The 25,176-nt window shown below is 73.8% G+C and carries 17 protein-coding genes and 1 tRNA gene; 13 read left to right on the top strand and 5 right to left on the bottom strand.

From position 1 onward, the window contains the following. The first annotated feature begins 291 nt into the window (after positions 1-291). The 10 genes from ACF1G2_RS31330 (at position 292) to ACF1G2_RS31285 (ending at position 15,139) form a co-directional block, all read left to right on the top strand. A complete protein-coding gene (locus tag ACF1G2_RS31330; RefSeq protein WP_391801534.1) occupies positions 292-1,833 on the top strand; it encodes a methyltransferase in 1,542 nt (513 codons plus the stop codon). 219 nt (positions 1,834-2,052) lie between these two features. Continuing rightward, positions 2,053-2,250: a hypothetical protein gene (locus ACF1G2_RS31325; protein WP_391801533.1), complete on the top strand. Its 198-nt coding sequence runs from the start codon at positions 2,053-2,055 to the stop codon at positions 2,248-2,250. Positions 2,251-2,488: 238 nt separating this feature from the next. Then, positions 2,489-5,335 carry a type I DNA topoisomerase gene (topA, locus tag ACF1G2_RS31320; protein WP_391801532.1) on the top strand — a complete coding sequence of 949 codons (2,847 nt, stop codon included), beginning with the start codon at positions 2,489-2,491 and terminating at the stop codon, positions 5,333-5,335. 123 nt (positions 5,336-5,458) lie between these two features. After that, complete coding sequence (gene tmk / locus ACF1G2_RS31315) at positions 5,459-8,770, top strand: dTMP kinase (protein ID WP_391801531.1); 3,312 nt, start codon at positions 5,459-5,461, stop codon at positions 8,768-8,770. Positions 8,771-8,903: 133 nt separating this feature from the next. Beyond that, positions 8,904-10,106: a DNA polymerase III subunit delta' gene (locus ACF1G2_RS31310; protein ID WP_391801530.1), complete on the top strand. Its 1,203-nt coding sequence runs from the start codon at positions 8,904-8,906 to the stop codon at positions 10,104-10,106. 38 nt (positions 10,107-10,144) lie between these two features. Continuing rightward, positions 10,145-11,698: an alpha/beta hydrolase gene (locus tag ACF1G2_RS31305; RefSeq protein ID WP_391801529.1), complete on the top strand. Its 1,554-nt coding sequence runs from the start codon at positions 10,145-10,147 to the stop codon at positions 11,696-11,698. 97 nt (positions 11,699-11,795) lie between these two features. After that, positions 11,796-11,872, top strand: a tRNA-Thr gene (locus tag ACF1G2_RS31300). Positions 11,873-12,032: 160 nt separating this feature from the next. Further along, positions 12,033-12,974: a MerR family transcriptional regulator gene (locus ACF1G2_RS31295; RefSeq protein WP_391801528.1), complete on the top strand. Its 942-nt coding sequence runs from the start codon at positions 12,033-12,035 to the stop codon at positions 12,972-12,974. 98 nt (positions 12,975-13,072) lie between these two features. Beyond that, positions 13,073-13,780 (top strand): pyridoxamine 5'-phosphate oxidase family protein, encoded by a 708-nt coding sequence (locus ACF1G2_RS31290; RefSeq protein WP_391801527.1) that lies wholly within the window; start codon positions 13,073-13,075, stop codon positions 13,778-13,780. 69 nt (positions 13,781-13,849) lie between these two features. Further along, complete coding sequence (locus ACF1G2_RS31285) at positions 13,850-15,139, top strand: MFS transporter (protein ID WP_391801526.1); 1,290 nt, start codon at positions 13,850-13,852, stop codon at positions 15,137-15,139. Between the two features lie 39 nt (positions 15,140-15,178). Here the strand turns inward: ACF1G2_RS31285 and ACF1G2_RS31280 are convergent, their stop codons facing one another. Both ACF1G2_RS31280 and ACF1G2_RS31275 read right to left on the bottom strand, forming a co-directional pair. Then, complete coding sequence (locus ACF1G2_RS31280; protein WP_391801525.1) at positions 15,179-16,048, bottom strand: sigma factor-like helix-turn-helix DNA-binding protein; 870 nt, start codon at positions 16,046-16,048, stop codon at positions 15,179-15,181. Positions 16,049-16,066: 18 nt separating this feature from the next. Then, the gene (locus ACF1G2_RS31275) at positions 16,067-16,453 is read right to left on the bottom strand and encodes a DUF6479 family protein (RefSeq protein WP_391801524.1); all 387 of its coding nucleotides are present in this window, start codon (positions 16,451-16,453) and stop codon (positions 16,067-16,069) included. 143 nt (positions 16,454-16,596) lie between these two features. On the opposite strand from ACF1G2_RS31275, the gene ACF1G2_RS31270 reads away from it, so the two are divergent. Then, positions 16,597-17,106, top strand: coding sequence for a SigE family RNA polymerase sigma factor (locus ACF1G2_RS31270; protein ID WP_391801523.1), 510 nt, complete (start codon positions 16,597-16,599; stop codon positions 17,104-17,106). A gap of 55 nt (positions 17,107-17,161) precedes the next feature. Continuing rightward, positions 17,162-18,511, top strand: coding sequence for a hypothetical protein (locus ACF1G2_RS31265; protein WP_391801522.1), 1,350 nt, complete (start codon positions 17,162-17,164; stop codon positions 18,509-18,511). 144 nt (positions 18,512-18,655) lie between these two features. Here the strand turns inward: ACF1G2_RS31265 and ACF1G2_RS31260 are convergent, their stop codons facing one another. Both ACF1G2_RS31260 and ACF1G2_RS31255 read right to left on the bottom strand, forming a co-directional pair. After that, positions 18,656-20,353, bottom strand: coding sequence for a bifunctional 3'-5' exonuclease/DNA polymerase (locus ACF1G2_RS31260; protein WP_391801521.1), 1,698 nt, complete (start codon positions 20,351-20,353; stop codon positions 18,656-18,658). Between the two features lie 136 nt (positions 20,354-20,489). Beyond that, the gene (locus ACF1G2_RS31255; RefSeq protein WP_391801520.1) at positions 20,490-21,734 is read right to left on the bottom strand and encodes a LuxR C-terminal-related transcriptional regulator; all 1,245 of its coding nucleotides are present in this window, start codon (positions 21,732-21,734) and stop codon (positions 20,490-20,492) included. Positions 21,735-21,885: 151 nt separating this feature from the next. On the opposite strand from ACF1G2_RS31255, the gene ACF1G2_RS31250 reads away from it, so the two are divergent. Beyond that, positions 21,886-22,803: an NADP-dependent oxidoreductase gene (locus ACF1G2_RS31250; protein WP_391801519.1), complete on the top strand. Its 918-nt coding sequence runs from the start codon at positions 21,886-21,888 to the stop codon at positions 22,801-22,803. A gap of 264 nt (positions 22,804-23,067) precedes the next feature. Here the strand turns inward: ACF1G2_RS31250 and ACF1G2_RS31245 are convergent, their stop codons facing one another. Continuing rightward, on the bottom strand, positions 23,068-25,158 hold the full coding sequence (locus ACF1G2_RS31245; RefSeq protein ID WP_391801518.1) for an FtsX-like permease family protein: 2,091 nt from the start codon (positions 25,156-25,158) through the stop codon (positions 23,068-23,070). Positions 25,159-25,176: the final 18 nt, after the last annotated feature.

Here is a 25,176-nt window from a genome sequence, read left to right as displayed (position 1 = left end):
CCCAGGCGCGCACGACCGCCCCGGGGCCCTTTCGCGTGTCCCGGCCCTTTCGCGTGGCGGGCCCCTTCGCGTGCCCCGGCCCCACGCGTTGCCCCCCGGCCCCCTTCGCATGGCGGGCCCCTTCGCGTGCCGCGGCCGCTCCACGCGTGCGCCGGACCGGGCTCCACGTGCGCCACGCCGGGGCCTTCGCGTGTCCACGCGCCGTTGCGGGCCAGGGACTTCGACCCCGGGGGCGGACGGTACGGGCGGGGCTGACGAGGCAATGTCCGCGGCGGCCGCCACAATGGTGGGGTGAGTACGACCAGCCTGACCTCCCGCCTCCCCGCGCCCGCGCACGCCGCCCGGCTCCGCGAAGCCCTGCTCGCCGCCGACTTCACCGCCGACGGCCTGCTCGAACTGCTCGGCGCCCCCGCCTACGCGGCGCTCGCCCGCAGCGAGACCGTGCCCGCGCTGCGGGCCACCCGGGGGGACTCCCCGCTGGAGACCCTCGTACGGCTCTTCCTGCTCCAGCACCCCGTCTCCCGAGACCGGGCAGCCGCCGCGCTGCCGCTGGAGGAGTGCCTGGAGGACGGCTGGCTGGTCCGGGCGGGCGACGGCGGCGACGAGGAGGTCGGCGCCTCCGTCGACATCAGGCCGTACGGCGGCCCCGACGGGCAGGACTGGTTCATCGTCTCCGACCTGGGCTGCGCGGTCGGCGGGGCCGGCGGCATCGGCAGCAAGGAGGAGGGGGTCGTCCTGGGCGTCGGCGGCGCCTCCACCACGCTGGCCGGCATCACCGTCCGTACGCCGGTGTCCTCCGCGCTCGACCTCGGCACCGGTTCCGGCATCCAGGCCCTGCACGCGGCGCAGCACGCCACGCTGGTCACCGCCACCGACCTGAACCCGCGCGCCCTGGACTTCACCCGGCTCACCCTCGCGCTCTCCGGGGCCCGCGAGGCCGAGCTGCTCCAGGGCTCGCTCTTCGAGCCGGTCGACGGCGACACGTACGACCTGATCGTCTCCAACCCGCCGTTCGTCATCTCCCCGGGCGCCCGCCTCACCTACCGCGACGGCGGGATGGGCGGCGACGACCTGTGCCGCACGCTCGTACGGGAGGCCGGGGAGCGGCTCAACGACGGCGGGTACGCCCAGTTCCTCGCCAACTGGCAGCACGTCGAGGGCGAGGAGTGGCAGGACCGGCTGCGCTCCTGGGTGCCGCGCGGCTGCGACGCATGGATCGTGCAGCGCGAGGTCCAGGACGTCACCCAGTACGCCGAGCTGTGGCTCCGGGACAGCGGCGACCACCGCGCGGACCCGGAGGCGTACGCGGAGCGGTACGAGGCGTGGCTGGACGAGTTCGAGGCCCGTAAGACCAAGGCGGTCGGCTTCGGCTGGATCACCCTGCGCAGGAGCGCCGCCGTGGCCTCCGGCTCGGTCGAGCCGTCGATCGTGATCGAGGAGTGGCCGCACCCGGTCGAGCAGCCGCTCGGCGACACCGTGCGCGCCCACTTCGAGCGGCAGGACTATCTGCGGACGCGCGACGACGCGGCCCTGCTCGCCGACCACTTCGCGCTCGCCCCCGAGGTCGTGCAGGAGCAGGTCGGGCTGCCGGGCGCCGAGGACCCGGAGCACGTTGTGCTGCGGCAGCACCGCGGCATGCGGCGCGCCACGAAGGTGGACCACGTGGGTGCCGGCTTCGCGGGCGTCTGCGACGGCACGCTCAGCGCGGGACGGATCCTGGACGCGATCGGTCAGCTGATGGGCGAGGATCCCGTGCTGCTGCGGGACCGCACCCCGCAGGCCATCCGGCTGCTCGTGGAGGAGGGCTTCCTGCTCCCGTCGTCCCCGATGTGACCGGTGCCCCGATGTGACCGACGCCCCGATGTGACCGACATCCCTCCTCGTGACGTGGCGAACGCGCCGTGTCACAGGAAGGGCACTACCGGCCATATTCGTGAACCCGTGCGGGACCGTCCGCGTCGTTCACCGGGAATTCGTGCCCGCGACGCCGGGAGGTGCCAGCCTCGGCTTCCAGGGACCACGGGGGCCCCTGGAAGAGAACGGGGTACGGGCATGGAGAGCGGGCCTGCGATCTTCGCCGGAACGGCGTTCGCGCTGTTCGGAGCCGCGCTGCTGCTGTGGACGGGGGTGCGCGTGGCCCACGGCGAACCGGTCGCGCAGGGGGTCGGGGCCAGGACCGCCGCCACCCTGACGACGATCTTCGGACTGGTCTTCCTGCTGCTCGGAGTGTGGTGCTTCGGGCGCGTGTGACGCCGAGGTTCCGCTTGAGCCCACCCCGCCGGACCGGGAGTCCGGGCGGCAGGAATGCCAGGAGTCGGGTTACCGTTCGAGTGGCCGTTGCGGGCTTTTGCCGTTTGACACGGGGGCGGGTTGTACCGTCACACTCCGCAGCGGCGGCAGCGTCACCGTGCGTGCCGCCGCCGTGCGTGCCATGCGGAGTGCCAGCGCCGTACGTGCCACCGAGCGTCGACCGGAGAGAAGAGCGAAGTTGTCCCCGACCAGCGAGACCGCACAGGGCGGCCGCCGACTCGTCATCGTCGAGTCGCCTGCCAAGGCGAAGACGATCAAGGGCTACCTCGGCCCCGGCTACGTCGTCGAGGCGAGCGTCGGGCACATCCGAGACCTCCCCAGCGGCGCCGCCGAGGTGCCGGAGAAGTACACCGGCGAGGTGCGCCGCCTCGGTGTCGACGTCGAGCACGACTTCCAGCCCATCTACGTCGTCAACGCCGACAAGAAGGCGCAGGTCAGGAAGCTCAAGGAGCAGCTGGCCGGGGTCGACGAACTCTTCCTCGCCACCGATGAGGACCGCGAGGGCGAAGCCATCGCGTGGCACCTCCTGGAAGTCCTGAAGCCCAAGGTCCCGGTCCACCGGATGGTCTTCCACGAGATCACCAAGGACGCGATCCAGGAGGCCGTCCGCAACCCGCGCGAGCTGAACAAGCGCATGGTGGACGCCCAGGAGACCCGCCGCATCCTCGACCGCCTCTACGGCTACGAGGTCTCGCCGGTCCTGTGGAAGAAGGTCATGCGCGGCCTGTCCGCGGGCCGCGTCCAGTCCGTCGCCACCCGTCTCGTCGTCGAGCGCGAGCGCGAGCGCATCGCCTTCCGCTCCGCCGAGTACTGGGACCTCACCGGCACCTTCTCCACCGGCCGCGCCGGCGACCCCTCCGACCCGTCGTCGCTGGTCGCCCGGCTGAACACGGTCGACGGCAAGCGCGTCGCGCAGGGTCGTGACTTCGGCCCCGACGGGCAGCTGAAGACCGCGAACATCCTCCACCTCGACGAGGAGAAGGCGCGGGCGCTCGCCGCCTCGCTCGCCGACACCTCGTTCAGCGTCCGGTCGGTCGAGTCGAAGCCGTACCGCCGCTCCCCGTACGCCCCGTTCCGTACGACCACCCTCCAGCAGGAGGCGAGCCGGAAGCTGGGCTTCGGCGCGAAGGCGACCATGCAGGTCGCCCAGAAGCTGTACGAGAACGGCTTCATCACGTACATGCGTACGGACTCGACGATCCTTTCCGACACCGCCGTCTCGGCGGCCCGGGCCCAGGTCACGCAGCTGTACGGCGCCGACTACCTGCCGGAGAAGCCGCGCGTCTACGCGGGCAAGGTCAAGAACGCGCAGGAGGCGCACGAGGCGATTCGCCCTTCGGGTGATCGTTTCCGCACCCCGGCGGAGACCGGTCTCACCGGCGACCAGTTCCGGCTGTACGAGCTGATCTGGAAGCGGACCGTCGCCTCCCAGATGAAGGACGCGACCGGAAACTCGGTCACCGTGAAGATCGGCGGCCGCTCCGCGGACGGCCGGGACGCCGAGTTCAGCGCCTCCGGCAAGACGATCACCTTCCACGGCTTCATGAAGGCGTACGTCGAGGGCGCCGACGACCCCAACGCCGAGCTGGACGACCGTGAGCGCCGGCTGCCGCAGGTCGCCGAGGGCGACGCGCTCTCCGCCGAGGAGATCACCGCCGACGGCCACGCGACCAAGCCCCCGGCCCGCTACACCGAGGCCTCGTTGGTCAAGGAGCTGGAGGAGCGCGAGATCGGCCGCCCGTCGACGTACGCGTCGATCATCGGCACGATCCTGGACCGCGGCTACGTCTTCAAGAAGGGGACGGCGCTCGTGCCGTCGTTCCTGAGCTTCGCCGTCGTCAACCTGCTGGAGAAGCACTTCGGCCGGCTCGTCGACTACTCCTTCACCGCCAAGATGGAGGACGACCTCGACCGCATCGCACGGGGCGAGGCCCAGGCCGTGCCGTGGCTGAAGCGTTTCTACTTCGGCGAGGGCGGCAACTCCGCGGAGGGCGGCGCTGCCGACGCGGGCAACGGCGACGGCGACCACCTCGGCGGGCTGAAGGAGCTGGTGACCGACCTCGGCGCGATCGACGCCCGGGAGATCTCCTCCTTCCCGGTCGGCGAGGGCATCATGCTGCGCGTCGGACGGTACGGCCCGTACGTCGAGCGCGGTGAGAAGGACGCCGAGGGGCACCAGCGGGCGGACGTGCCCGAGGACCTCGCGCCCGACGAGCTGACGGTCGCGTACGCCGAGGAACTGCTCGCCAAGCCGAGCGGCGACTTCGAGCTGGGCGTCGACCCGGTCAGCGGCAACCAGATCGTCGCGAAGGACGGCCGGTACGGCCCGTACGTCACCGAGATCCTTCCCGAGGACACCCCGAAGACCGGCAAGAACGCGGTGAAGCCGCGGACCGCCTCCCTCTTCAAGTCCATGGCGCTGGACACCGTCACGCTGGAGGACGCCCTCAAGCTGATGTCCCTGCCGCGCGTGGTGGGCGCGGACGCCGAAGGCGTGGAGATCACGGCGCAGAACGGCCGCTACGGCCCGTACCTGAAGAAGGGCACGGACTCGCGGTCGCTGACGGAGGAGGAGCAGCTCTTCACGATCACGCTGGAGGAGGCGCTCGCGATCTACGCGCAGCCCAAGCAGCGTGGCCGGGCGGCCGCCAAGCCGCCGCTGAAGGAGCTGGGCGTCGACCCGGTCAGCGAGAAGCCAGTCGTCGTCAAGGACGGCCGCTTCGGCCCGTACGTGACCGACGGCGAGACCAACGCGACCCTGCGGACCGGCGACAGCGTCGAGGAGATCACGCCCGAGCGCGGCTTCGAACTGCTCGCCGAGAAGCGTGCCAAGGGTCCGGCGAAGAAGGCGGCCAAGAAGGCGCCCGCGAAGAAGACGGCAGCCAAGAAGGCCACGCCGGCGAAGAAGACGGCGGCCAAGAAGACGGCCGCGAAGAAGACGACGACGGCGAAGTCCGCGGCGGCGAAGAAGACCACCGCCGCGAAGACGGCGGCGTCCAAGTCGGCCGCGGCCAAGCCGGAGTAGCCACACGTTCGCAGGTGTAAGGGGCGGGGTCCTGGACACCCGTCCCTTACACGTTTCCCGGGCCCCCGACGTTTGTTCGGATGCAGGCCACGGGGAGTCAGAGGGTCCGGATAGGGTGGACGGATGACGCGAGCAGAGCAGCCAGACTCCGACGTCGCGCTTGTCGCAGACTCCCGGGAGCGCGCCGTACGGGCGCTTTTGCGCCATCAGCCCCTCCGGAGACTGTGGAGCGCTCAGTTCGTCGGTGGGACCGGTGACGCGCTCGCCGTGCTCGTCCTGGTGCTCCTCGGGCTCCAGGCCGCAGTCTCCGAGGGCGCCTTCGGAGGCGGGTACCGCGGCGCGGCGCTCGCCGTCGCGGCGGTGATCGGCGCCCGGCTGCTGGCCTCGGTGCTCTTCGGGGCCGTCCTGCTCGGACCGCTCACCACGCTCACCGGGCCCTCGGGCGTGCTCGACCGCCGCTGGACGATGATCGGCGCCGACGGTCTGCGGATCGCGCTGCTCGTGATCGCCCCCCTGTGGATCGACTGGGTTCCGGACAAGGCGCTCGGGTTCCTGCTCGGCACCGTCTTCCTCACCGGCGCCGCCGAGCGGCTGTGGACCGTGGCCCGCGAGGGCGCGGCCCCCGCACTGCTGCCCGCGCCGCCGCTGGAGGGCGCCGCCGTACGTCCTCTGCCGGACCACCTCGACGCGCTGCGCCGACTCTCGCTGCGTACCGGCTTCCTGGCCGTACCGGCAGCGGCCGCCGTGCTCCTCGTCGCCACGCTGCTCAGCAACCTGCTCGGCACGGGCATCGAGTGGTTCACGCTGCATCAGGCCGCCCTCGGCTCGTACGTCGCCGCCGGCCTCTTCGCCGCCTCCGTCTCCGTCCTCTACTTCATCGAGCTGCCCGGCGGACAGACGCCGAGGCCGCGCTCGCCGCTGGAGGGCCTGCGCCGTCCCACGGCCGAGAAGGGCCGCACGGGCGCGGTCGGACTGCTCGTCCTCGCCTGCGCCATGGTCGCCGGAGCCGTCGCCGCCGCGGCGGCGGTCTCCGTCCTGCACGCGTACGACCTCGGCGGCGGCCCGGTCACCTTCGCCCTGCTCATCCTGGCGCTGAGCGGCGCCACGGCCGTCGGCATCCGGACCGCCGGCTCCGTGCTCACCGTCCTCTCCCGCCGCCGGCTCCTCGCCCTCGCGATCGCCCTCACCGGCGTCGCGCTGCTCGCGATGGGCCTCGTGCCGGACACGGCCACAGTGCTGCTCCTCGCCGTCCTCGCCGGCTACGCGGCCGGTGTCGCCGCCAACACCGGCCACACCCTCGTCGACCAGGAGACCGAGGAGGCCCGGCGCCCCCGCGTCACCGAGCACCTGCAGGCCGTCGCCCGGGTCGCCATGGCCGTCGGCGCCCTCGGCGCGCCCCTGCTCGCCGCCGCCATCGGGCCGCACCGGCTCGCCTCCGGCAGCTTCGTCTTCGCCCACGGCGGCGCCGCGTTCACCCTGATGCTGGTCGGCGCGCTGCTGCTGCCCGTCGCGGCCCTCGTCCTGGCCAAGACCGACGACCGGGCCGGCGTACCGCTCCGCCGCGACCTGCGCGACGCGCTGCGCGGCGCCGACCCCGTCCAGGCGCCCGCCCCGACGGGCTTCTTCATCGCCCTGGAGGGCGGCGACGGCGCCGGCAAGTCCACCCAGGCCGAGGCGCTCGCGGAATGGATCCGCGCCAAGGGCCACGAGGTCGTCGTCACCCGCGAACCGGGCGCCACCCCGATCGGCAAGCGGCTCCGCTCGATCCTGCTCGACGTCTCCAGCGCCGGGCTCTCGAACCGCGCCGAGGCGCTGCTGTACGCCGCCGACCGCGCCGAGCACGTCGACTCGCTGGTCAAGCCCGCCCTGGAGCGGGGCGCGGTGGTGATCTCCGACCGGTACATCGACTCGTCCGTGGCCTACCAGGGCGCGGGGCGGGATCTGTCGCCGACCGAGATCGCCCGGATCAACCGCTGGGCGACCGGCGGACTGGTCCCGCATCTGACCGTGCTCCTCGACGTCTCGCCGGAGACCGCGCGGGAACGGTTCACCGAGGCGCCGGACCGTCTGGAGTCCGAGCCGCCCGAGTTCCACGCGCGCGTGCGGGCCGGTTTCCTCGCCCTGGCCGCCGGTGACCCCGGCCGCTACCTCGTCGTCGACGCCGGCCAGGAGCCGGAGGCCGTCACCACGGTCGTACGTCACCGGCTCGACCGGATGCTGCCGCTCTCCGAGGCCGAGGTGAAGGCCCAGGAGGAGGCGCGCCGGAAGGCCGAGGAGGAGGCCAGGCGCCGCGCCGAGGAAGAGGCCGCGCGCAAGGCGGAGGAGGAGCGGCTGGAGCGGGAGCGTCAGGAGCAGCTCGCCCGGCTCCGTGCCGAGGAGGAGGAGCGCAAGCGCCAGGAGGAGGAAGAGGCGCGTCGCCGCGAGGCGGAGCGCCAGGCCGAGGAGGCCCGCCGGCGCGCCGAGGAGGCCCGGCTGGCCGCCGAGGAGGAGCGCAAGCGGCGCGAGGCCGAGGAGAAGACCCGCCGCGAGGAGGAGGAACGCCGCCGCAAGCAGGCCGAGGAAGAGGCCCGGCTGCGCGCGGAGGCGGAGGAGCGCCGCCTCGAGAAGCAGCGCAAGGCCGAGGAGGCCCTGCTGCGTGCGGAAGAGGCCCGGCGCCTGGCGGAGGCCGCGGCGGCCAAGGCCGCGGAGGAGGCCGCGCGCAAGGCGGCGGCGGAGGCCGCCGAGAAGGCGGCTGCCGAGGCCGCGCGTGCCGAGGAGACGAGGAAGGCCGCCGAGGCGGCCCGTGCCGAGGAGGCGCGGAAGGCCGCCGAGGCACAGCGGGCGGCGGAGGCGAAGCGCGCCGCCGAGGCGCGGAAGGCGGCCGAGGCCGCTGCCGCCAAGGCCGCGGAGGCCGCCCGCGCGGCGGAGGAGTCGGCCAGCGAGGTGACCGTCGAGACCCCCGTGGTGCAGCCGAACGACGTGACGCAGGCGGTGCCCCGCGTCTCGCCGAACGAGATCACCGTCCCGACCCCGATCGTGGACCCGGAGGCGGTCAGGCCCGAGGGGGCGAAGACGGTCCGGCCCGAGGCGAAGAAGGTTCGGCCCGAGGCGAAGACCGTCCGACCCGAGGCGGAGACCTCCGTCATGCCGCAGGTGCGCGAGGCGGACGAGACGGCGGTGCTGCCGCCGGTGCGGGCCGCCGACGAGACGGCCGTGCTGCGTCCCGTACGGTCCACGGACCCGGTCGACCGGGTTCCGCCGGGCATCTTCCGCGACGAGCAGACCGCCGAATCCAACGAGCAGACGCGCGAGCTGCCCCAGGTCGACGACCAGGGCCGTCCGCGCCGCCGTTCCGACTGGGCGGAGGAGACCCCGCTCGACGACCTCCCGACCCTGGCGGACGAGCTGCTCGGCCCGCACGACGACGAGGACGACGGCCGCCGCCGACGCCGCTGACGCGGGGCGGGACCTGAGACGGGGATCTGAGGGGCGGGGCGCTGCGCGCCCCGCCCCTCCGCTTTCCTCGCTCAGCCCGGCCGGTGGTGTCAGCGGGGTGCCCCACAATGGAGGGCGTACCTGAGGAGGGCACATGGCCGTATGGGACGACCTGGTCGGGCAGGCGCGGGTCGAGGAGCAGCTGGCCGCCGCTGCGCGGGACGCCGACGCCCTCGTGACCGCCCATGCCGCCGGGGAGCCCGAGCCCGAGGCGTCCAAGATGACCCACGCCTGGCTCTTCACCGGCCCTCCGGGCTCGGGGCGGGCGACCGCGGCGCGCGCCTTCGCCGCCGCGCTGCAGTGCGTGAGCCCGGACCGGGCGCTGGGCGGGGCGCCGGGGTGCGGGTTCTGCGACGGCTGCCACACCGCGCTCATCGGGACGCACGCCGACGTGGAGGTCGTCCGCACGGACCTGCTCTCCATCGGTGTGAAGGAGACCCGCGACCTCGTCCGGCGCGCCCAGCTCTCGCCGGCCAACGGCCGCTGGCAGGTGATCGTCCTGGAGGACGCCGACCGGCTCACCGAGGGCGCGGGCAATGTGCTCCTGAAGGCAGTCGAGGAGCCCGCGCCGCGCACGGTGTGGCTGCTCTGCGCGCCCTCCCTGGAGGACGTGCTGCCGACGATCCGCTCCCGCTGCCGCCACCTGACCCTGCGTACGCCCGCCGTCGACGCGGTCGCCGACGTGCTCGTACGCCGCGACGGCATCGACCCCCAGATCGCGGCGGCCGCCGCCCGCGCCACCCAGGGCCACATCGACCGCGCCCGCCGCCTGGCCACCGACGAGCGCGCCCGGGCCCGCCGGGCCGTCGTCCTCAAGCTGCCGCAGCGCGTCGGGGACATCGGCGGCTGTCTCAAGGCGGCCCAGGAGCTGGTGGACGCGGCGGGCGAGGACGCCAAGCAGGTCGCCGAGGAGATCGACGTCAAGGAGACCGAGGAGCTGAAGGCCGCGCTCGGCGGCGGCCAGGGCTCGCGGATGCCCCGCGGCACCGCCGGTGCGATGAAGGAGCTGGAGGAGCGGCAGAAGCGGCGCAAGACCCGTACGCAGCGCGACAGCCTGGACCTGGCGCTCACCGACCTGACCGGCTTCTACCGCGACGTGCTCACCCTGCAGCTGCGCACGCGGATCCCGATCGCCAACGAGGACGTACGGGACGCGGTGGAGCGGATCGCCCAGGACACCGCGCCGGAGCGGACCCTGCGCCGGATCGAGGCCGTGCTCGCCTGCCGCGAGGCGCTGGACCGGAACGTGGCCCCGCTGCTGGCGGTGGAGGCGATGACCATGGCCCTGCGCGACTGATTGGACACGTTCCGTACCCGTACGGATACCCTCCGGGCATGGACTCCAGGCGTTTGCTCCGTACGTCCGCCACGGCCCTCGCGGCCGCCGGGCTGATCCTCTCCGGCTGCACGGGCGGCAGCGACGCCGCCGCGCCTTCAGGCCCGTCGGCGGCCGCGCCGCCCGCCGCGCCCACCACGCCGGACCCGGCCCTGGCGAGCTTCTACGGGCAGAAGCTCGCCTGGCGCGACTGCGGTGTGCCGAAGTTCCAGTGCGCGACGCTCCGCGCCCCGCTCGACTACGCGAAGCCGACGGCCGGTGAGGTGAAGCTGGCCGTCTCGCGTGTCGCGGCGAGCGGCCCGGGCAAGCGGCTCGGCTCCCTCCTGGTCAACCCCGGCGGACCCGGCGGCTCCGCCGTCGGCTACCTCCAGGGTTACGCCGGCATCGGCTACCCCGCCCCGGTCCGGGCGAGGTACGACATGGTCGCCGTCGACCCCCGCGGCGTGGCCCGCAGCGAGCCCGTCGAGTGTCTGACGGGACCCCAGATGGACACGTACACCCAGATCGACCAGACGCCGGACGAGGCGGCCGAGACCACGGCCCTGACCGCCTCGTTCCGGGGCTTCGCGACGGGCTGCGAGAAGCTCTCCGGCGCGGTCCTGCCCCATGTCTCCACGGTCGAGACGGCACGGGACATGGACATCCTGCGGGCCGTTCTCGGCGACGCGAAGCTGAGCTACGTCGGCGCCTCGTACGGCACCTTCCTCGGTGCCACCTACGCCGAACTGTTCCCCGGCCGGGTGGGCCGCCTGGTCCTCGACGGAGCGATGGACCCCTCGCTGCCCGCGATCGACCTCAACCGCGACCAGACCGCAGGCTTCGAGACCGCCTTCCGGGCCTTCGCGGCCGACTGCGTCGAGAAGCCGGACTGCCCGCTCGGCACGGGCTCCGTCGACGCGGCCTCGGACGCGCTGAAGGGCTTCTTCCGCGCCCTGGACGCCAACCCCGTGCCGACCGGCGAGAGCCGCCGGCTCGGCGAATCCCTGGCGACGACCGGGGTCATCGCGGCGATGTACGACGAAGGGGCCTGGCCGCAGCTGCGCGAGGCGCTGACGAGCGCGATGGGCGGCGAGGGCGCGAGCCTGCTCGCCCTGGCCGACAGCTACTACGAGCGCGAGCCGGACGGCACGTACGCGAACCTGATGTACGCCAACGCGGCCGTGAACTGCCTCGACCTCCCGGCGGCGTTCACCGGCCCCGCGGACGTCGAGAAGGCGGTCCCGTCCTTCGAGAAGGCGTCCCCCGTCTTCGGCAAGGGCCTCGCCTGGGCCGCCCTGAACTGCGCCTACTGGCCCGTCCCCCCGACCGGCCGCCCGCACCGCATCACCGCCGACGGAGCCGCCCCGATCGTCGTCGTCGGCACCACCCGAGACCCGGCGACCCCCTACAAGTGGGCCCGGTCCCTCGCGGCCCAGCTCGCCTCCGGCTCGCTCCTGACGTACGAGGGCGACGGCCACACGGCGTACGGCCGCGGCAGCGACTGCATCGACTCGGCGATCAACACCTACCTCCTGGAGGGCACGGTCCCGAAGGACGGCAAGCGCTGCACGTGAGGGGTGTCGTGGACCACGCGAAGGGTGGTCAGGAGCACCCCGGGAAACTGTGTAGACTTGGCGTCGCTGCTGCACCCACCATGGGAACGCAGGGCATGCCGCCTTAGCTCAGTTGGCCAGAGCAACGCACTCGTAATGCGTAGGTCTCGGGTTCGAATCCCGAAGGCGGCTCCACGAAAACCCCAGGTCGGATCTCATCCGACCTGGGGTTTTGTGGTTCGTCGGTCGCGCCGCCGTCGGGCGGGAGCGGTTCGGGGATCTTGAAGTCTTGACCGGACCTGCTGCGCCTGCCTCGGTTGACTCTCCCGTAGGGGGAGACGGGAGGCTGGGGCGCATGGACAGCTACACGCTCTATTCCATCGGGGAGTTGTCCCGCCGGACCGGGCTGACGGTGAAGACGATCCGGTTCTACTCCGACCGGGGCATCGTCCCGCCGACCGACCGGAGCCCGGCGGGCTACCGGCTCTACGGCCCCGACGCACTCGCCCGCCTCGACCTTGCCCGCACACTGCGCGAACTGGGGCTCGACCTGGCGACGGTGCGCAGGGTACTGGACCGGGAGGCGTCCCTGTCGGAGGTCACCCAAGCGCATGCCGACGCCTTGGACGTGCAGATCCGCGCCCTGCGTCTGCGCCGCGCCCTGCTTCGAGTGGTCGCCGGACGCGACCGCCCCACCCCTCTGGAGATGGACCTCGTGCACCGACTCGCCACGCTTTCCCGGACCGAGCGCCAACGATTCGTGGCCGACTTCATCGACGACGCCTTCACGGGCCTCCACACCAACCCCGAGTACGTCGGCCTCATGCGATCCGCTCTGCCGGAGCTGCCCGACGAGCCCAGTCCTGAACAGATCGACGCGTGGGTGGAACTCGCAGGCCTCTGCCAGACCGCCGACTTCGGTGCCGCGATCCGGCGGACGGCGGAGGAGCAGACGAGAGAGCTCCCCCTCGGGGATGCCACGGTGCTGCAAGAGGCCATCGATCTGGCGATGCGTGAACGGATCGCCGAGGCCGTGTCCGCCGGGCTGCTTCCGGCCTCCGCCGAGGACGCCTCCCCGACCGGCTCGCTGGGAGAGCTCTACGCCCGCGCGTTCGAGAGTGCCGAGGAGAGCGATCTGCGCCGCTGGCTCCTCGCCCGCCTGCGAACCGGCGTCGACCCGCTCGTGGAGCGCTACTGGCGGCTCCTGGCGACGGTCAACGGATGGCCCCCGTCATCCACGCTCGCGCCCGTTCACTCCTGGTTCACAGGGGCAGCGGCAGAAGGACGCGCCACGTGACATGTACCTGCTGATTTCGAGGGTGGCGGTGGGAGGGCTCGGGGACGTAGAACTCCTTCGAGGCATCCGCCTGTACGCGCCCTGCGAAGAGGACATCCATGAGCACCGTCGTCGAACCCCTACCCGCGCCGGACGAGTTCGGGCCAAGTGAGCGCACGCGGTTGCGGCGGATGCGGCACAAGGGGAGTCATCGGCGGGAGGACTTGGACGCCGTGCTCGCCGCCGGGTTTCTCTGTCATCTCGGGGTCGTCGTCGACGGCACGCCCATGGTCGTGCCCACCGCCTACGGCACCGAGGGCGACCGGCTCTACGTTCATGGTTCCGTCGCGAGCCGCAGTCTCGTGCAGGCGCCCGGTGCCGCCGTCTGTGTCACCGTGACGCACGTCGACGGACTCGTGCTCGCCCGCTCCGTGTTCGAGCACGGCGTCAACTACCGGTCCGCCATGGTCTACGGCGTTCCGCGCGAGGTGACCGATCCCGAGGAGAAGCTGCTCGGGCTGCGGGCGCTCACCGAGCAGTGCGCGCCGGGGCAGTGGGAGTACGCCCGGCAGCCCAGCCGCAAGGAGCTGGCGGCGACCTCGCTGCTCGCCCTCGACCTCACCGAGGCATCGGTCAAGATCGCTTCCGGCCCGCCGGACGACGGCGACGGTCCCGACGCCGAACTGGGGCTCTGGGCCGGGGTCCTTCCCGTCGTCACCGCCTTCGGCGCGCCGGTCGCCGACCCGGTCCTGCCGGCCGGTGTCGAACCGCCCGCGCACATCGCCGCCCGTGCGGGCCGTCCGGCGGTCGGGCCCGCCAAAGGGTAGGAGCGCTTAAGCGTTCCCGTAGAACAATTTGATTGTGCTGATGCGTCGGGGTGCGGCAGGTTCGAGTCCATGCGACCCGACTCACCCTGGCGTGTCCCCGACTTCCGTATGCTCTTCTCCGCGGCGGTCCTCAGCCAACTCGGCACCAACATCGGATACGTGGCCGTTCCGCTGATCGCCGTCGAGGCGCTCGACGCCGGCCCCGGCGAGGTCGGGGCGCTCGCGACCCTCTCCACCCTCGCCTTCCTCCTCATCGGGCTTCCCGCGGGGGCGTGGGTGGACCGGCTGCCGCAGCGCCGGATGCTCATCGTGGCGGACGCGGCCCGCGGGCTGCTCATGGCCTCCGTGCCCGTCGCCTGGTGGTGCGACGCCCTGACCCTCGCGCAGTTGTACGCCGTCGCGCTGCTCAGCGGCTGCGCCACCGTCTTCTACGACGTCACGGGCCAGAGCATCCTCCCCCGCTTCGTCGGCCGCGACGGACTGGTCCCCGCCAACGCCGCCATGGTCAGCCTGATGGCAGCCACCAACGTGGCCGGACGCGGGGCGGGCGGCGGCCTGGTCCAGCTGCTCACCGCGCCGCTCGCGGTGGCGGTCACCGCGGTCAGTCATCTGGCCTCCGCCGTACGGCTCCTGTGGCTCAAGGAGACGGCCGCGCCCTCGCCCTCGCCCCACCGGACGCGGGAGCCGCTGCGGGCTCAGATCGCCACGGGCGTACGGCACGTCCTCGGGAACAGGGAGCTGCGCGCGCTCGCCCTGTCAGCCTCGCTCACCAACCTCGGCTCGCAGATCCTCAACACGATGATGCCGGTCCTCTTCGTCCGCGAACTCGGGCTCTCCGCAGGTGTCCTCGGCCTCTACTGGGCGGCCGGCGGCGTCGGTCTGCTGCTCGGAGCCCGCTGCGCCCGCGCCGTGGCGGCCCGCCTCGGGTTCGGCCGTACGCTCGGTCTCGCCGGGCTCGTCCTCGCCCCCGCGGGCCTCCTCGTCCCGCTCGTCGGGCACGGCCCCTGGCTCTGGGTCGCGGGCGCGGGGTGGCTGTGCGCGATGTTCAAGACCGGGATGGACAACGTCCTCGGCGTGAGCCTGCGTCAGAGGATGACCCCCGACGCGCTGCTCGGCCGCATGAACGCGACCTTCCGTTTCCTGCTCACCGGCGCCATCGCGATCGGCGCCGCCGTCTCGGGCCTCCTGGGGGAACTCGTCGGCCTCCACGCCACCCTGTGGGTGGGCGGCTCTCTGCTCGCGTGCGCCTTCCTCCCGGTCTTCCTCTCGCCCGTCCGCACCCGACGGGCGCTTCCCGCGGAGGCGCAGGAGCCGGAGAGTGTCCGTCCGGCGCCGCTTCCGCGCGTACGGGAGGGGTGAGCCCACCCGATCCCGCCGGGCGGCGGCCGGCCGCGCGCCTCAGTCCGGGAGGGGCTCCACGGCCAGGCGGTCGAGGTGGTCCGGGTCCATCAGGATGTCGGCCGCCGTGACGCGGCCCTCGATGACCGTGAAGGCGATCACCGCGCCCGGACCGCCTTCCGGGGCCGCCACCAGGCCCGCCGCGCCGTCCACCAGGGCCATGCGGGCCGACCCGGCCCGCGCGGCGAGGCGGGCCGCGACAGCCGCCGGGCCGTGGGCGGTCGCCGCGCCGGACCGTACCGCCTCCGTGTCCGCCCGCAGCAGCACCTCCGGATCGAGCAGCTCACGCAGCGCGAGCAGCTCGCCGTCGCGTGCGGCGGCGAGCACCGCGGCCACCACCTCCCGCTGGCGCGCCAGGTCCGGCTCCGGCATCTCCTCCGTACCCCGCACGCGCGTGCGCGCCCGGCTCACCAGCTGCCGGGTGGCCGAGGGAGTGCGCTCCAGGACCGGGGCGATCTCGTCCACGGGCACCGCGAACATGTCGTGCAGCACGAACGCCACCCGTTCGGCGGGCGTCAGCGTCTCCAGGGCCGCCTCCTCGGACCGGTCCGTCGTCCGGCCGGACTCGGTGGCCGACCACGGATCCCATGGGGCCTCCTGCCGCGCCGCGCGCGACCGCAGCCTCGCCAGGCAGACGCGCGCGACGGCCGCGGTGAGGCCGGGCGTGGTGGCGTCGGCGTCGGGCACGGTGCTGCCGGTCATGGTGGCGTCGGGCACGGTGCTGCCGGGCGCGGCGGCTGCCTCGGCGGCCGGGTCACCTGGCCGCCGCGCGTCCGGCGCGCTCCGCGCCTCCCGCACCGCGTGGTCCGCCTCGTCGGGCGAGCCCAGCAGCCGGTACGCCACCGCCCGCTCGTGGCTCACGGCACTCACCGCTTGACCGGACACCGCTCAGTCGCCGTGCCCCGTGCCGCCGCTGCCGAAGCCGCCGCTGGAGATCCCGCCCCACTTGCGCTTCTCCTCGCTCGGCGGGTCGGGTGACTCCTCCGAGCCGCTCTTGAGCTCGTACGGCATGAGCCGGTGCTCGCCGTCGGTCTGGGGCATCTCCGACGGCTTGCGGTACTCGGACGTCTCGCCGGGAAGCCCGCCCTCCGGCCGGTGCGGCTGCTCATCCGGCTTCGGCGTGGGGGACTCCTTGTCCCTCACCCTCATCCCCAGCCAGAAGGCGCCGATCAGTACGGCGACCACGACCAGGCCGCCGAGAACCTGGGCCATCCCGGACTGCCAGACACCGGCCGCCGTCGTGACCTCAGTGGAACCCACGAGAAAACCGTTCATACTCCACAATTACCCAATTCTGGGTGATCTGGGACATCCGACTTCCAGCGAACTCGTCGAAGCTCGTCGAACCTCGTGTGAAACATTTCCCCGGGCCCGTCGCGTCAATGGGGTGTAAGGACGCCGCGACGGAGGGGAGGGGCATGAGACAGTCCCGCGCGGACGGCTTTCTGGAGTTCGCCACCGCCAGGACCGGCCATCTCTTCCGGTCGGCATGCCTGCTGACCAGCGGCGACACCCATCTCGCCGAGGACCTCGTCCAGGAGACCCTGGGCCGGATGTACAGCCTGTGGGGGCGCGTCCAGCGGATCGGCAACCCGGCGGGGTACGCGCAGACCGTCCTGGTCCGCGCGTTCCTCAGCCACCGGCGCCGACGCTCCGCGACCGAGCGCCCCCTGGGCGAGCTGCCGGACCGGGCTTCCGAGAACGGCGACGACCCGGCCCTCCGGATCGCACTGCTCGACGCGCTCGCGGCCCTCGCGCCCAAGGACCGGGCCGTGGTCGTGCTGCGGTACTGGGAGGACCGCAGCGTCGAGGAGACCGCCGAGGTGCTCCATGTGAGCTCCGCGGCGGTCCGCACCCGTTCGACGAGGGCGCTCGCCAAGCTCCGGGAGCGACTCGGCGGCAGCATCGTCGAGTTCGCCTCCCGCTGACCCCGCACGCTTCCCATTCTTTCTTTCACTCATGGACCGGAGACGGTGATTCGGCATGCCTCTGAACGAGGGACACGACGGTTTCGCGGAGGAACTCGGCCAGGCCCTGCGCCGCACGGGTGACGGGTTCGCCACGGAGGACGGCCGCGAGCTGGTCGCCGGCGGTCTGGCCCGCGGCCGACGCCGGCTGATGCGCCGCCGCGCGGCCGCGGTGACCGGTGGCGTGCTGGCCTTCGCCGTGGTGGGCGTCGGCGGGATCTACGGCGGAGACCTGCTCGGCGCGGGACCGCGGACCCAGGGAGCCGTGGGGGCCGGGGACTCCTCGGTCACCACGGCGAGCCGGACCGCCCTGCCGGCCACCAAGCGGCCGGGGCCCGCGCCCGCGCTCCAGGTCAGGGACCTGGCGGCCGTCCTGAAGGCGAACACCCCCGCCGGAACCTGGACCATCGCCGACGAGGGCTCCAAGGGCGAACACGTCTCGGGCGTCTACCAGGACGGCAAGGGCGAGTCGGCCGTCTCCGTAGGCCTCTACCGGGCCGGCGGCACCGGGGAGGGGGGTGCGGAGCAGGTGGAGTGCCCCGACGAGACCTTCGTCCCGCACGACGGGTGCACCAGCGAGAGGCTGCCGAACGGCGACCGGCTGATGGTGATCCAGGGGTACGAGTACCCGGACAGGCGGGAGGACACCAAGAACTGGCGGGCGGTCCTGCTCACCAGGGACGGATTCCTCGTCGACGCGAGCGAGTACAACGCCCCCGCGGAGAAGGGCTCCGCCGTCACCCGCGCGAACCCGCCCTTCAGTCCCGCCCAGCTGAAGACCCTGGTCACGGCCGAGGGATGGCGGCCGCTGTTCAAGCGGCTGGCCGTGACGACGAAGCCCACCGTGCCGGGCCAGGGCACCAAGCCGGGCGGGGGCGCCGAGTCAGGCCGGGACACCAAGCAGGGCGGGGGTACCACGCCGGGCGGGGACACCGCGCCGCCGGAGGCGGACGGCCGGGCCGTGCGGGAGACCCTGCGTGCGCTGCTCCCCAAGGGGCTGAAGGTGACCTCCCAGGGCGGCGACGGCGAGTTCGCGTACGTGGTCGTGGACGACGGCAAGGGCAAGAGCCTCGTCCAGGTCAACGTGCAGAACGGCATGGACGATGTCGCGGACCAGCTCTTCGCCGGCGCCACGAAGCTGCCCGACGGGCGGCTGGTGAAGGTGACGAAGGAGGCCGGCGAGAAGGGCGGAGCGGGTGTCGTCGAGTGGACGGCCGACATGATGCTGCCGTCGGGCTTCCGGGTGGTCGCCTCCGCGTTCAACACCGGCGCGCAGCACCAGGCCGCCACGCGCTCCGAGCCCGCGCTGACGACGGACCAGCTCAAGGCGATCGTCCTCGATGACCGGTGGCTGAAGTTCTCCTGAGGTGACGCCTCGCGGTGCGTCATGCGCGTCGCGGGGCGGCCTCAGGAGCGGGTGGGCCGGGCCCCGGCGGGGGCCCGGCCCACCCGCGTTTCCCGTACACCCGTTTTCCGCGTGCGTGCCCGTACGTACGAGCAGAGGCGGACGTCACTTGGCGTCCGCGTACCGCTCCACCGTGGCCGTCGTGAACGGAAAACGCACCGGCGTCGCGCCGAAGGCGATCCGCCCCGCCTCGTCCCCGGCCGCGCGGATCGCCGCCGTGACGGCCTCCGCCTCCTCCGCCGGGCAGTGCACGATCACCTCGTCGTGCTGGAAGAAGACCAGCTCGGCCCGCATCCCCGAGAGCGCGCGGCGCAGGGCGGCCAGCATCAGCAGCGCCCAGTCGGCGGCGCTGCCCTGGACGACGAAGTTACGGGTGAACCGGCCGCGCGCCCGCGCGTTGCCGGAGGCGTATCCGGGTGTGAACTCCCCTTCCCTCGCGGCCGGTTCGTCCGCGGCCTCCTGGGGGATGCCCGCCTCCTCGGCCTCGCCGGCGCCGACCGCACGCGGGCTGGTCCGGCCGAGCCAGGTCCGTACGAGTCGGCCCTCCTCGCCGGCCTTCGCCGCGTCGTCCACATAGGCCACGGCGCGGGGGAAGCGGCGGCGCAGCGCGGCCAGGTTCTTCAGGCCGTCGCCGCTGGTCTGCCCGTAGATCGCGCCGAGCAGGGCGATCTTCGCGTGGTCGCGGTCGCCGGAGAACGCGCGGTCCGAGAGCCGGGTGTACAGGTCGTCGGGGTGTCCGGCGACCTCCATCAGCCCGGGATCGCGGGAGATGGCCGCCAGGACCCGGGGCTCCATCTGGTCGGCGTCCGCCACGACGAGCCGCCAGCCCTCGTCCGCCACGACGGCCCGCCGGATGACCTTGGGGATCTGCAGGGCGCCGCCGCCGTTGGTCGTCCAGCGGCCGCTGACCGTGCCCCCGGGGAGGTACTCGGGGCGGAAGCGGCCGTCGCGGACCCAGTCCTGGAGCCAGGACCAGCCGTGGGCGGTCCAGATCCGGTACAGCTTCTTGTACGCGACGAGCGGGGCCACCGCCGGGTGGTCGATCTCCTCCAGCTCCCAGCGGCGCGTGGACCGCACCCGGATCCCGGCCCGGGCGAAGGCCTTGACGACGTCGGCGGGCAGATCGGGACGGACGCGCCGGCCGAACGCGGCGGACACCTCGTCGGCGAGTTCGGCGAGGCGCCGGGGCTCCCCTCCGCCCGCGTACCGCTCGCCGAGCAGCTCGTGCAGCAGATCGCGGTGCACGTCGGCGCGCCAGGGCAGCCCGGCCCGGTTCATCTCGACGGCCACGAGCATGCCCGCGGACTCGGCGGCGGTGAGCAGCCGCATCCGGCCCGGGTGCTCGGCCAGCTCGTGGCGGCGCTGCTGCTCCGCGTAGACCGCGAGGAGGTCCTCGAAAGGGACGGCGGCGGCGCTGGGTCTGGCCTCGAAGAGGGAGTCCTGCGAGCCGGGTTCGGCGGCGCGCTGGGGCGGATCGGGCGGTACGGGAGCGTTCCGCAGCCGCGCGAGGGCGGCGGCCGCGGACCGGGGCTCCCCGAGCCGTCCCTCATGGCCGAGGAGGAGGCCCTCGGCGACCTCGATGTCGTAACAGCGCTCGACGCGAACCCCGGCGGCGAGGAGCCGGGGGTGGACGGCGGTGGTGGACCGCCACACCCAGCGGGCGACACCGGGCCGCGAGCGGACGGCCTCGACGAGATCCGGTTCGTGGAGGACGGGTCCTGCGGGCAGCGCGTCGGGGCCGAGGGGGACGAGCCGTGCCCCGTCCCCGTCCGCCTCGGCTTCCACCGCCCACCTCTCGCTCACGGGTGCGAGTCTGGCACCCGCCACTGACAGCGACCCCGATCACGCGCCGCGTGCGGCTTCGCCGAGTCCGGTCACGCTCGGCGTGCGGCCCTGCCCAGCCCGGTCACGCGCCGCGTGAAGCCCCGGCCCCCTGCCGTCACGCCGCCTTGTGGAAGAGCGCGGCGGCCTCTCCTCGCGAACCGACCCCCAGCTTCGCGAGGATGTTGGCGACGTGGAACTTCACGGTGGACTCGCTGATGTGCAGCTCCCGCGCGATCTGCCGGTTGCGGTGGCCGAGCGCCAGACGGGTGAGGACCTCCAGCTCACGGCCGCCGAGGTCGGCCAGCGGGTTCGCCGTACCGTCGGGGGCGTCCGAGGTGGCCAGCGGTATCACGGCCGTGAGGGTCGTGCCCCAGCCCTGGACCGCTTCCATGTCCAGGCGGCCGCCCAGCACCTCCAGACGGTCGGTGATGCTGCCCGCCCCCAGGTCGCAGCGTTCGAGCGTGCCCGAGCCGTCGTCCCGCACCGTCGCCCGCAGCTCGTGCTCGGTCAGCTGCCAGCCGACGTGGACCCGCCGCACCGAGTCCTGCTCCAGGATCACCAGGAGCAGTGCCCGCACGATGGCCCGCGCGCTGTGCGCCACGTCCGCCGCGAGCGAGCGGTCGGACTCCGGCGGGCCGAGTTCGAGCCGTACCGGGGTGTGCCGGAGCATCGGGCTCAGATCGTCGGCGAGCCGGGCGAAGGCCTGCTGGGCCGGTTCCTCGGCGATCGCCCGGTCCCGCTTCGTCGCGGCACGCATCTCGATCAGCGCGGAGGCCGTGAGGTCGATGGCCGTCGCCCGGGCCGTGGCGTCGTCCAGGGCCCGGCTGCGGAGCACCCCGAGCACCCCGGAGACGGCGGCCGCGTGGGCGGTCGACAGCTCCGAGATCACCCGGGCCCGGGTGTCGGCCGCCGCGCGCGACCGGGCCAGCGCCCCCGGCATCGCCTCGACCGCGAACCGGTCGAAGTGGCTGGTCACCAGGTCCCAGAGGGCCTGCGCCACGGCGAGCCCGTCCTCGTCGACGGGCGCGGATCCCTCGTCGCGTACGAGGACGAGGACGGAACGGCGCGCGGTCGCGTCGCTGGTGACGGCGACGACCTCGCGCTCCGTGCCGCCGATCGTGGCCCGCCCCTGCCAGGGGCTTCCGGGGACGCCGGAGGTCAGCATCGTGGTGAGTTCGGCCGCGATGAGCAGCTCCGTCTCGCCGGCGGTCTTGAACGGCGAGTGGGCGCAGTGCGTGGAGAGTTCGGCCGCTCCCCGGTGCGGGATCAGGGGCGCGAGGGCGGCCGAGAGGCGGGGCAGGATCTCGCCGAGAGGCTGCCGGATGATCTCGTACGCGGTGGTCAGTGTGGTCGCGTCCATGGGGGCTCAGCGTAATGAGGGGGCCGGGGCGGGTGGCTGTCCTTTCGGCCAGGTGGGACTGGCCGTCGGGAGGGCGGGGTGGCGGGGTCGTCGGGCGCACGCTTGATCCGTCGAAGCAGCGAGTGCTCAACGAGGGTCCACGGAGGCCGAGATGGAAGCGATCACGTACGAGGAGTTCGGCGGCCCGGAGGTCCTGCGCCACGAGGCGGGGGTGACGGTGCCCGAGCCCGGCGCCGGTCAGGTACGGGTGAAGGTGGCGGCGATCGGCGTCAACCCCGTGGACCACAAGCGGCGTTACGGCTGGGTCGAGGCGTTCTACCCGACCACCTTCCCGGCCGTGCCCGGCCTGGAGTTCGCCGGCACGGTGGACGCGCTCGGGGAGGGTGTGACGGGGGTCGAGGCCGGTGACGAGGTGTTCGGCTGGACGACGACCGGGGCGTACGCCGAGTACGCCCTGGCCGAGGTCTTCGTCCCCAAGCCGGCCGGCCTGAGCTGGGAGCAGGCGGCGAGCATCCCGGTCGCGGGGGAGACGGCGCAGCGGGTCCTGGACCTGCTCGCTCTCAAGGAGGGCGAGACGCTCCTCCTGCACGGCGCCGCGGGCGCGGTCGGCGCGCTGGCCGTCCAGCTCGCGGTGGCCGCCGGCGTGACGGTCGTCGGCACCGCCTCGGCGCGCAACCACGACTTCCTGCGCGGCATCGGCGCGATCCCCGTGACGTACGGGGAGGGCCTGGCGGACCGCGTCCGGGCGGCCGCGCCCCAGGGCGTCGACGCGGTCTTCGACGCGGCGGGCCACGACACGCTGCCGGTCTCGATCGAGCTGACGGGCGGCGCGAAGGAGCGGATCGTGACGATCGCGGCGGTCGACGCGGCGGAGCACGGCATCGTCTTCAGCGGTGTCACGGTCGACCCGCCCCTCGCCCGCACCTGGCTGACCACCCACGCCGGGCTGGCGACGATGGGCCGGCTGCGCCTCGACATCGCCGGGACCTTCCCGCTGAAGGAGGCGGCGAGGGCCCAGGAGCTGAGCGAGTCGGGGCACGTGCGCGGCAAGCTGGTGCTCCTGCCGTAGCCGCGACGGGCGCTGTGACCGGAAGGGTGCGCCGGGGCCGCGCGCCGGGTCCCACGGTGGGTCCGGCCTGGCGGACGTTCCCGGTCGTCGCCCGGCAGGCGCACGGCAGGCGCACGGCTTCGATCTCGACGTCCGCGAGCAGCGCCTCGACGAGCGGGCGGGGACCGCAGACCTTCGTGGCCCGCTGCACGGGGCCGCCGGTCAGGGCGGGGCGGTGGCCCGGCTCCGACCCTGGACACCGCCCCGTCCACCCACCTTCGCCGCTCAGCGCGTCAGGCGCCACGCGGGGAGCGCCGCGCAGGCGACCGCGACCACGCCGCACGCCCCGGCCGCCGCGGCCACGGCGCCCCACGGCACGGTCAGGGCCACCGGCGCGGTCAGGGCCGCCAGCCCTGCCCCCAGCGTGCCCAGGTTCACCGCCGTCACGGCGAGGCCGAGGGCTGTCCCGACCGCCACGGCGAGCGCCGCCTCGCCGGTCACGACCCGCAGGACCTGGGCCCGGGTGGCGCCCGCCAGCCGGAGCGAGGCCAGCTCCGCGCCCCGTACGGAGGTCGCCATCAGCAGCGTGTTGGCGAGCGCGATCACCGTGTAGACGAGCGCGATGCCGAGGACCAGGAGCAGCCCGAGCCGGGTCTGCGGGCTGGTCGACGGGTGCGTGGCGGCGGCCCACTCCTCCACCGTGCGTACCGTCCCGCCCGCCGCCGCGAGGGCCTCCGGCGCCACGCCGGCCGCCGCCTCGATCCGGTCCACCGCGGCCCCCGGCGCGTTCGCCCGCGTCACGTACGGGCCGTTGTCGCCCGTACCGAGGGCGAGGACCGCCACCACCCGCAGCGTCACCGGTCCGCTGCCGTCCGCGCGCCACACCTCGACCCGGTCGCCGACCGTCCGACGCTCCCACTCCTCGTTGACGACGATCGACCCGTCGTCGAGGTCGGCCACGTCCCCCGCCACCACCGGCAGCCGTGCGAGCTTCGCGAAGGCCGCCGGGTCGGAGACCGCCCGCGCCCCGTACTTGACCAGCGCCTCGGCCCCGTCCCGTACGAAGACGGACGTCGTCGCGGTCGCCGAGGCACCGGGCACCGTCCGCAGGTCCTCGCCCGTCACCACCCGCCCCGCGCGGGTCTGCTCCCGCGCCTCCGCGGCCTTCGCGCTTCTGACCGAGGCCGCCGAACCGAGGAGCGAGCCCGCCAGCGCGACCGTCACCAGGACCGGGGCGGCGACGGCGGCGGTACGGCGGACGGCCGCCGCGCTGTTCTCCCGTACGAGCATCCCCGTCGCGCCCGGCAGCCGCAGCGCCCGCGCCACCGGGCGGACCAGCACCGGGGCCAGCAGGGCGACGCCGGTGATCAGGAGCATCGGCACGGTCGTGTAGGTCTTGCGCTTGAGCAGTTCGGACGGCTCCGTGACCACGGTCCACACGAGCAGCCCGGCGCCCGCCAGGAGCAGCCCCGTCCCGAGCAGCGCGCGGCCGGGCGGCAGGACGTCCGTGTCGACGTCCGCCTCGCGCAGCGCCGCCGTCGGGCCGACCTTTCCGGCCCGCCGCGAGGCGGCCACCGCCCCGGCGAGGGCGACGGCCACCCCTGTCCAGAAGGCGGTGTGCAGCGGCCAGGCCGCGTCGCCGATGCCGAACCAATCGGGGGCCAGACGGCCGTCCACGAGCACTCGCGCCAGCAGCGGCGCACCCCACGCGCCCAGCGCACACCCGGCGGCCGCGGCGAGGACCCCGACGCCCGCGGCCTCCGCGAGGAGCATCCGCCGCACCTGGCCGGGCGTCGCGCCCGCCGTCCGCAGCAGCCCGAACTCGCGGCGCCGCAGCGCGACGGCGAAGGCGAAGGTGGAGGCGACGACGAAGACCGAGACGAAGGCGGTGACGCCGCCGGCCGTCCCGAGGAGGGAGTTGAGGGCGACGAGCGCCTCGGCGTCCCGCTCGGGCTCGGGGTCGGCGCGCAGCCGGTCCTTCCCGGTGAGCACATGGGCCCGGTCGCCGACGAGGGTACGGACCTCGGCGGCGGGGCCGTGGACACCGACGGCGTCGGGGCCGCCCGCGGTGGTGACCGTCCAGTGCGCCTTCAGCTCGGCAAGGAGTTCGATATCCACAGGCTGTGGACGGTCGAGTCGCTGTGAGACGGAGGCCGTGGCCGGTCCTCGCCGGACCTCGACGGTGACCGCGTCCCGCCCCTGTACGACCACCGGCGCGGACGCGAACCGCCGCGGTTCGCGCTCCGGTGCGTCGAAGGTCGAGGCGAGACCGAGGCCCATGGTGGCGAGGAGCCCGACGCCGAGGGCGAGGGCGACGAAGCTGCCGAGGAAGGCGGCCCAGCGGGCACGGAGGCCGGAGAGGACGACGGTCAGCATGCGACGGGCTCCGTCCCG

Origin of the sequence: Streptomyces sp. NPDC013457, from assembly GCF_043089925.1 — a bacterium.
Taxonomy (GTDB): domain Bacteria; phylum Actinomycetota; class Actinomycetes; order Streptomycetales; family Streptomycetaceae; genus Streptomyces.
This window is presented reverse-complemented; position numbering and strand designations above follow the sequence as displayed.

What these genes read in the sequence shown, in the direction of transcription:
- ACF1G2_RS31325 (WP_391801533.1), top strand. Translation starts at nt 2,053, where the DNA reads ATGGAGAGCGGGCCTGCGATCTTCGCCGGAACGGCGTTCGCGCTGTTC.
- tmk (WP_391801531.1), top strand. Translation starts at nt 5,459, where the DNA reads ATGACGCGAGCAGAGCAGCCAGACTCCGACGTCGCGCTTGTCGCAGAC.
- ACF1G2_RS31310 (WP_391801530.1), top strand. Translation starts at nt 8,904, where the DNA reads ATGGCCGTATGGGACGACCTGGTCGGGCAGGCGCGGGTCGAGGAGCAG.
- ACF1G2_RS31305 (WP_391801529.1), top strand. Translation starts at nt 10,145, where the DNA reads ATGGACTCCAGGCGTTTGCTCCGTACGTCCGCCACGGCCCTCGCGGCC.
- ACF1G2_RS31295 (WP_391801528.1), top strand. Translation starts at nt 12,033, where the DNA reads ATGGACAGCTACACGCTCTATTCCATCGGGGAGTTGTCCCGCCGGACC.
- ACF1G2_RS31290 (WP_391801527.1), top strand. Translation starts at nt 13,073, where the DNA reads ATGAGCACCGTCGTCGAACCCCTACCCGCGCCGGACGAGTTCGGGCCA.
- ACF1G2_RS31285 (WP_391801526.1), top strand. Translation starts at nt 13,850, where the DNA reads ATGCGACCCGACTCACCCTGGCGTGTCCCCGACTTCCGTATGCTCTTC.
- ACF1G2_RS31275 (WP_391801524.1), bottom strand. Translation starts at nt 16,453, where the DNA reads ATGAACGGTTTTCTCGTGGGTTCCACTGAGGTCACGACGGCGGCCGGT.
- ACF1G2_RS31270 (WP_391801523.1), top strand. Translation starts at nt 16,597, where the DNA reads ATGAGACAGTCCCGCGCGGACGGCTTTCTGGAGTTCGCCACCGCCAGG.
- ACF1G2_RS31265 (WP_391801522.1), top strand. Translation starts at nt 17,162, where the DNA reads ATGCCTCTGAACGAGGGACACGACGGTTTCGCGGAGGAACTCGGCCAG.
- ACF1G2_RS31255 (WP_391801520.1), bottom strand. Translation starts at nt 21,734, where the DNA reads ATGGACGCGACCACACTGACCACCGCGTACGAGATCATCCGGCAGCCT.
- ACF1G2_RS31250 (WP_391801519.1), top strand. Translation starts at nt 21,886, where the DNA reads ATGGAAGCGATCACGTACGAGGAGTTCGGCGGCCCGGAGGTCCTGCGC.
- ACF1G2_RS31245 (WP_391801518.1), bottom strand. Translation starts at nt 25,158, where the DNA reads ATGCTGACCGTCGTCCTCTCCGGCCTCCGTGCCCGCTGGGCCGCCTTC.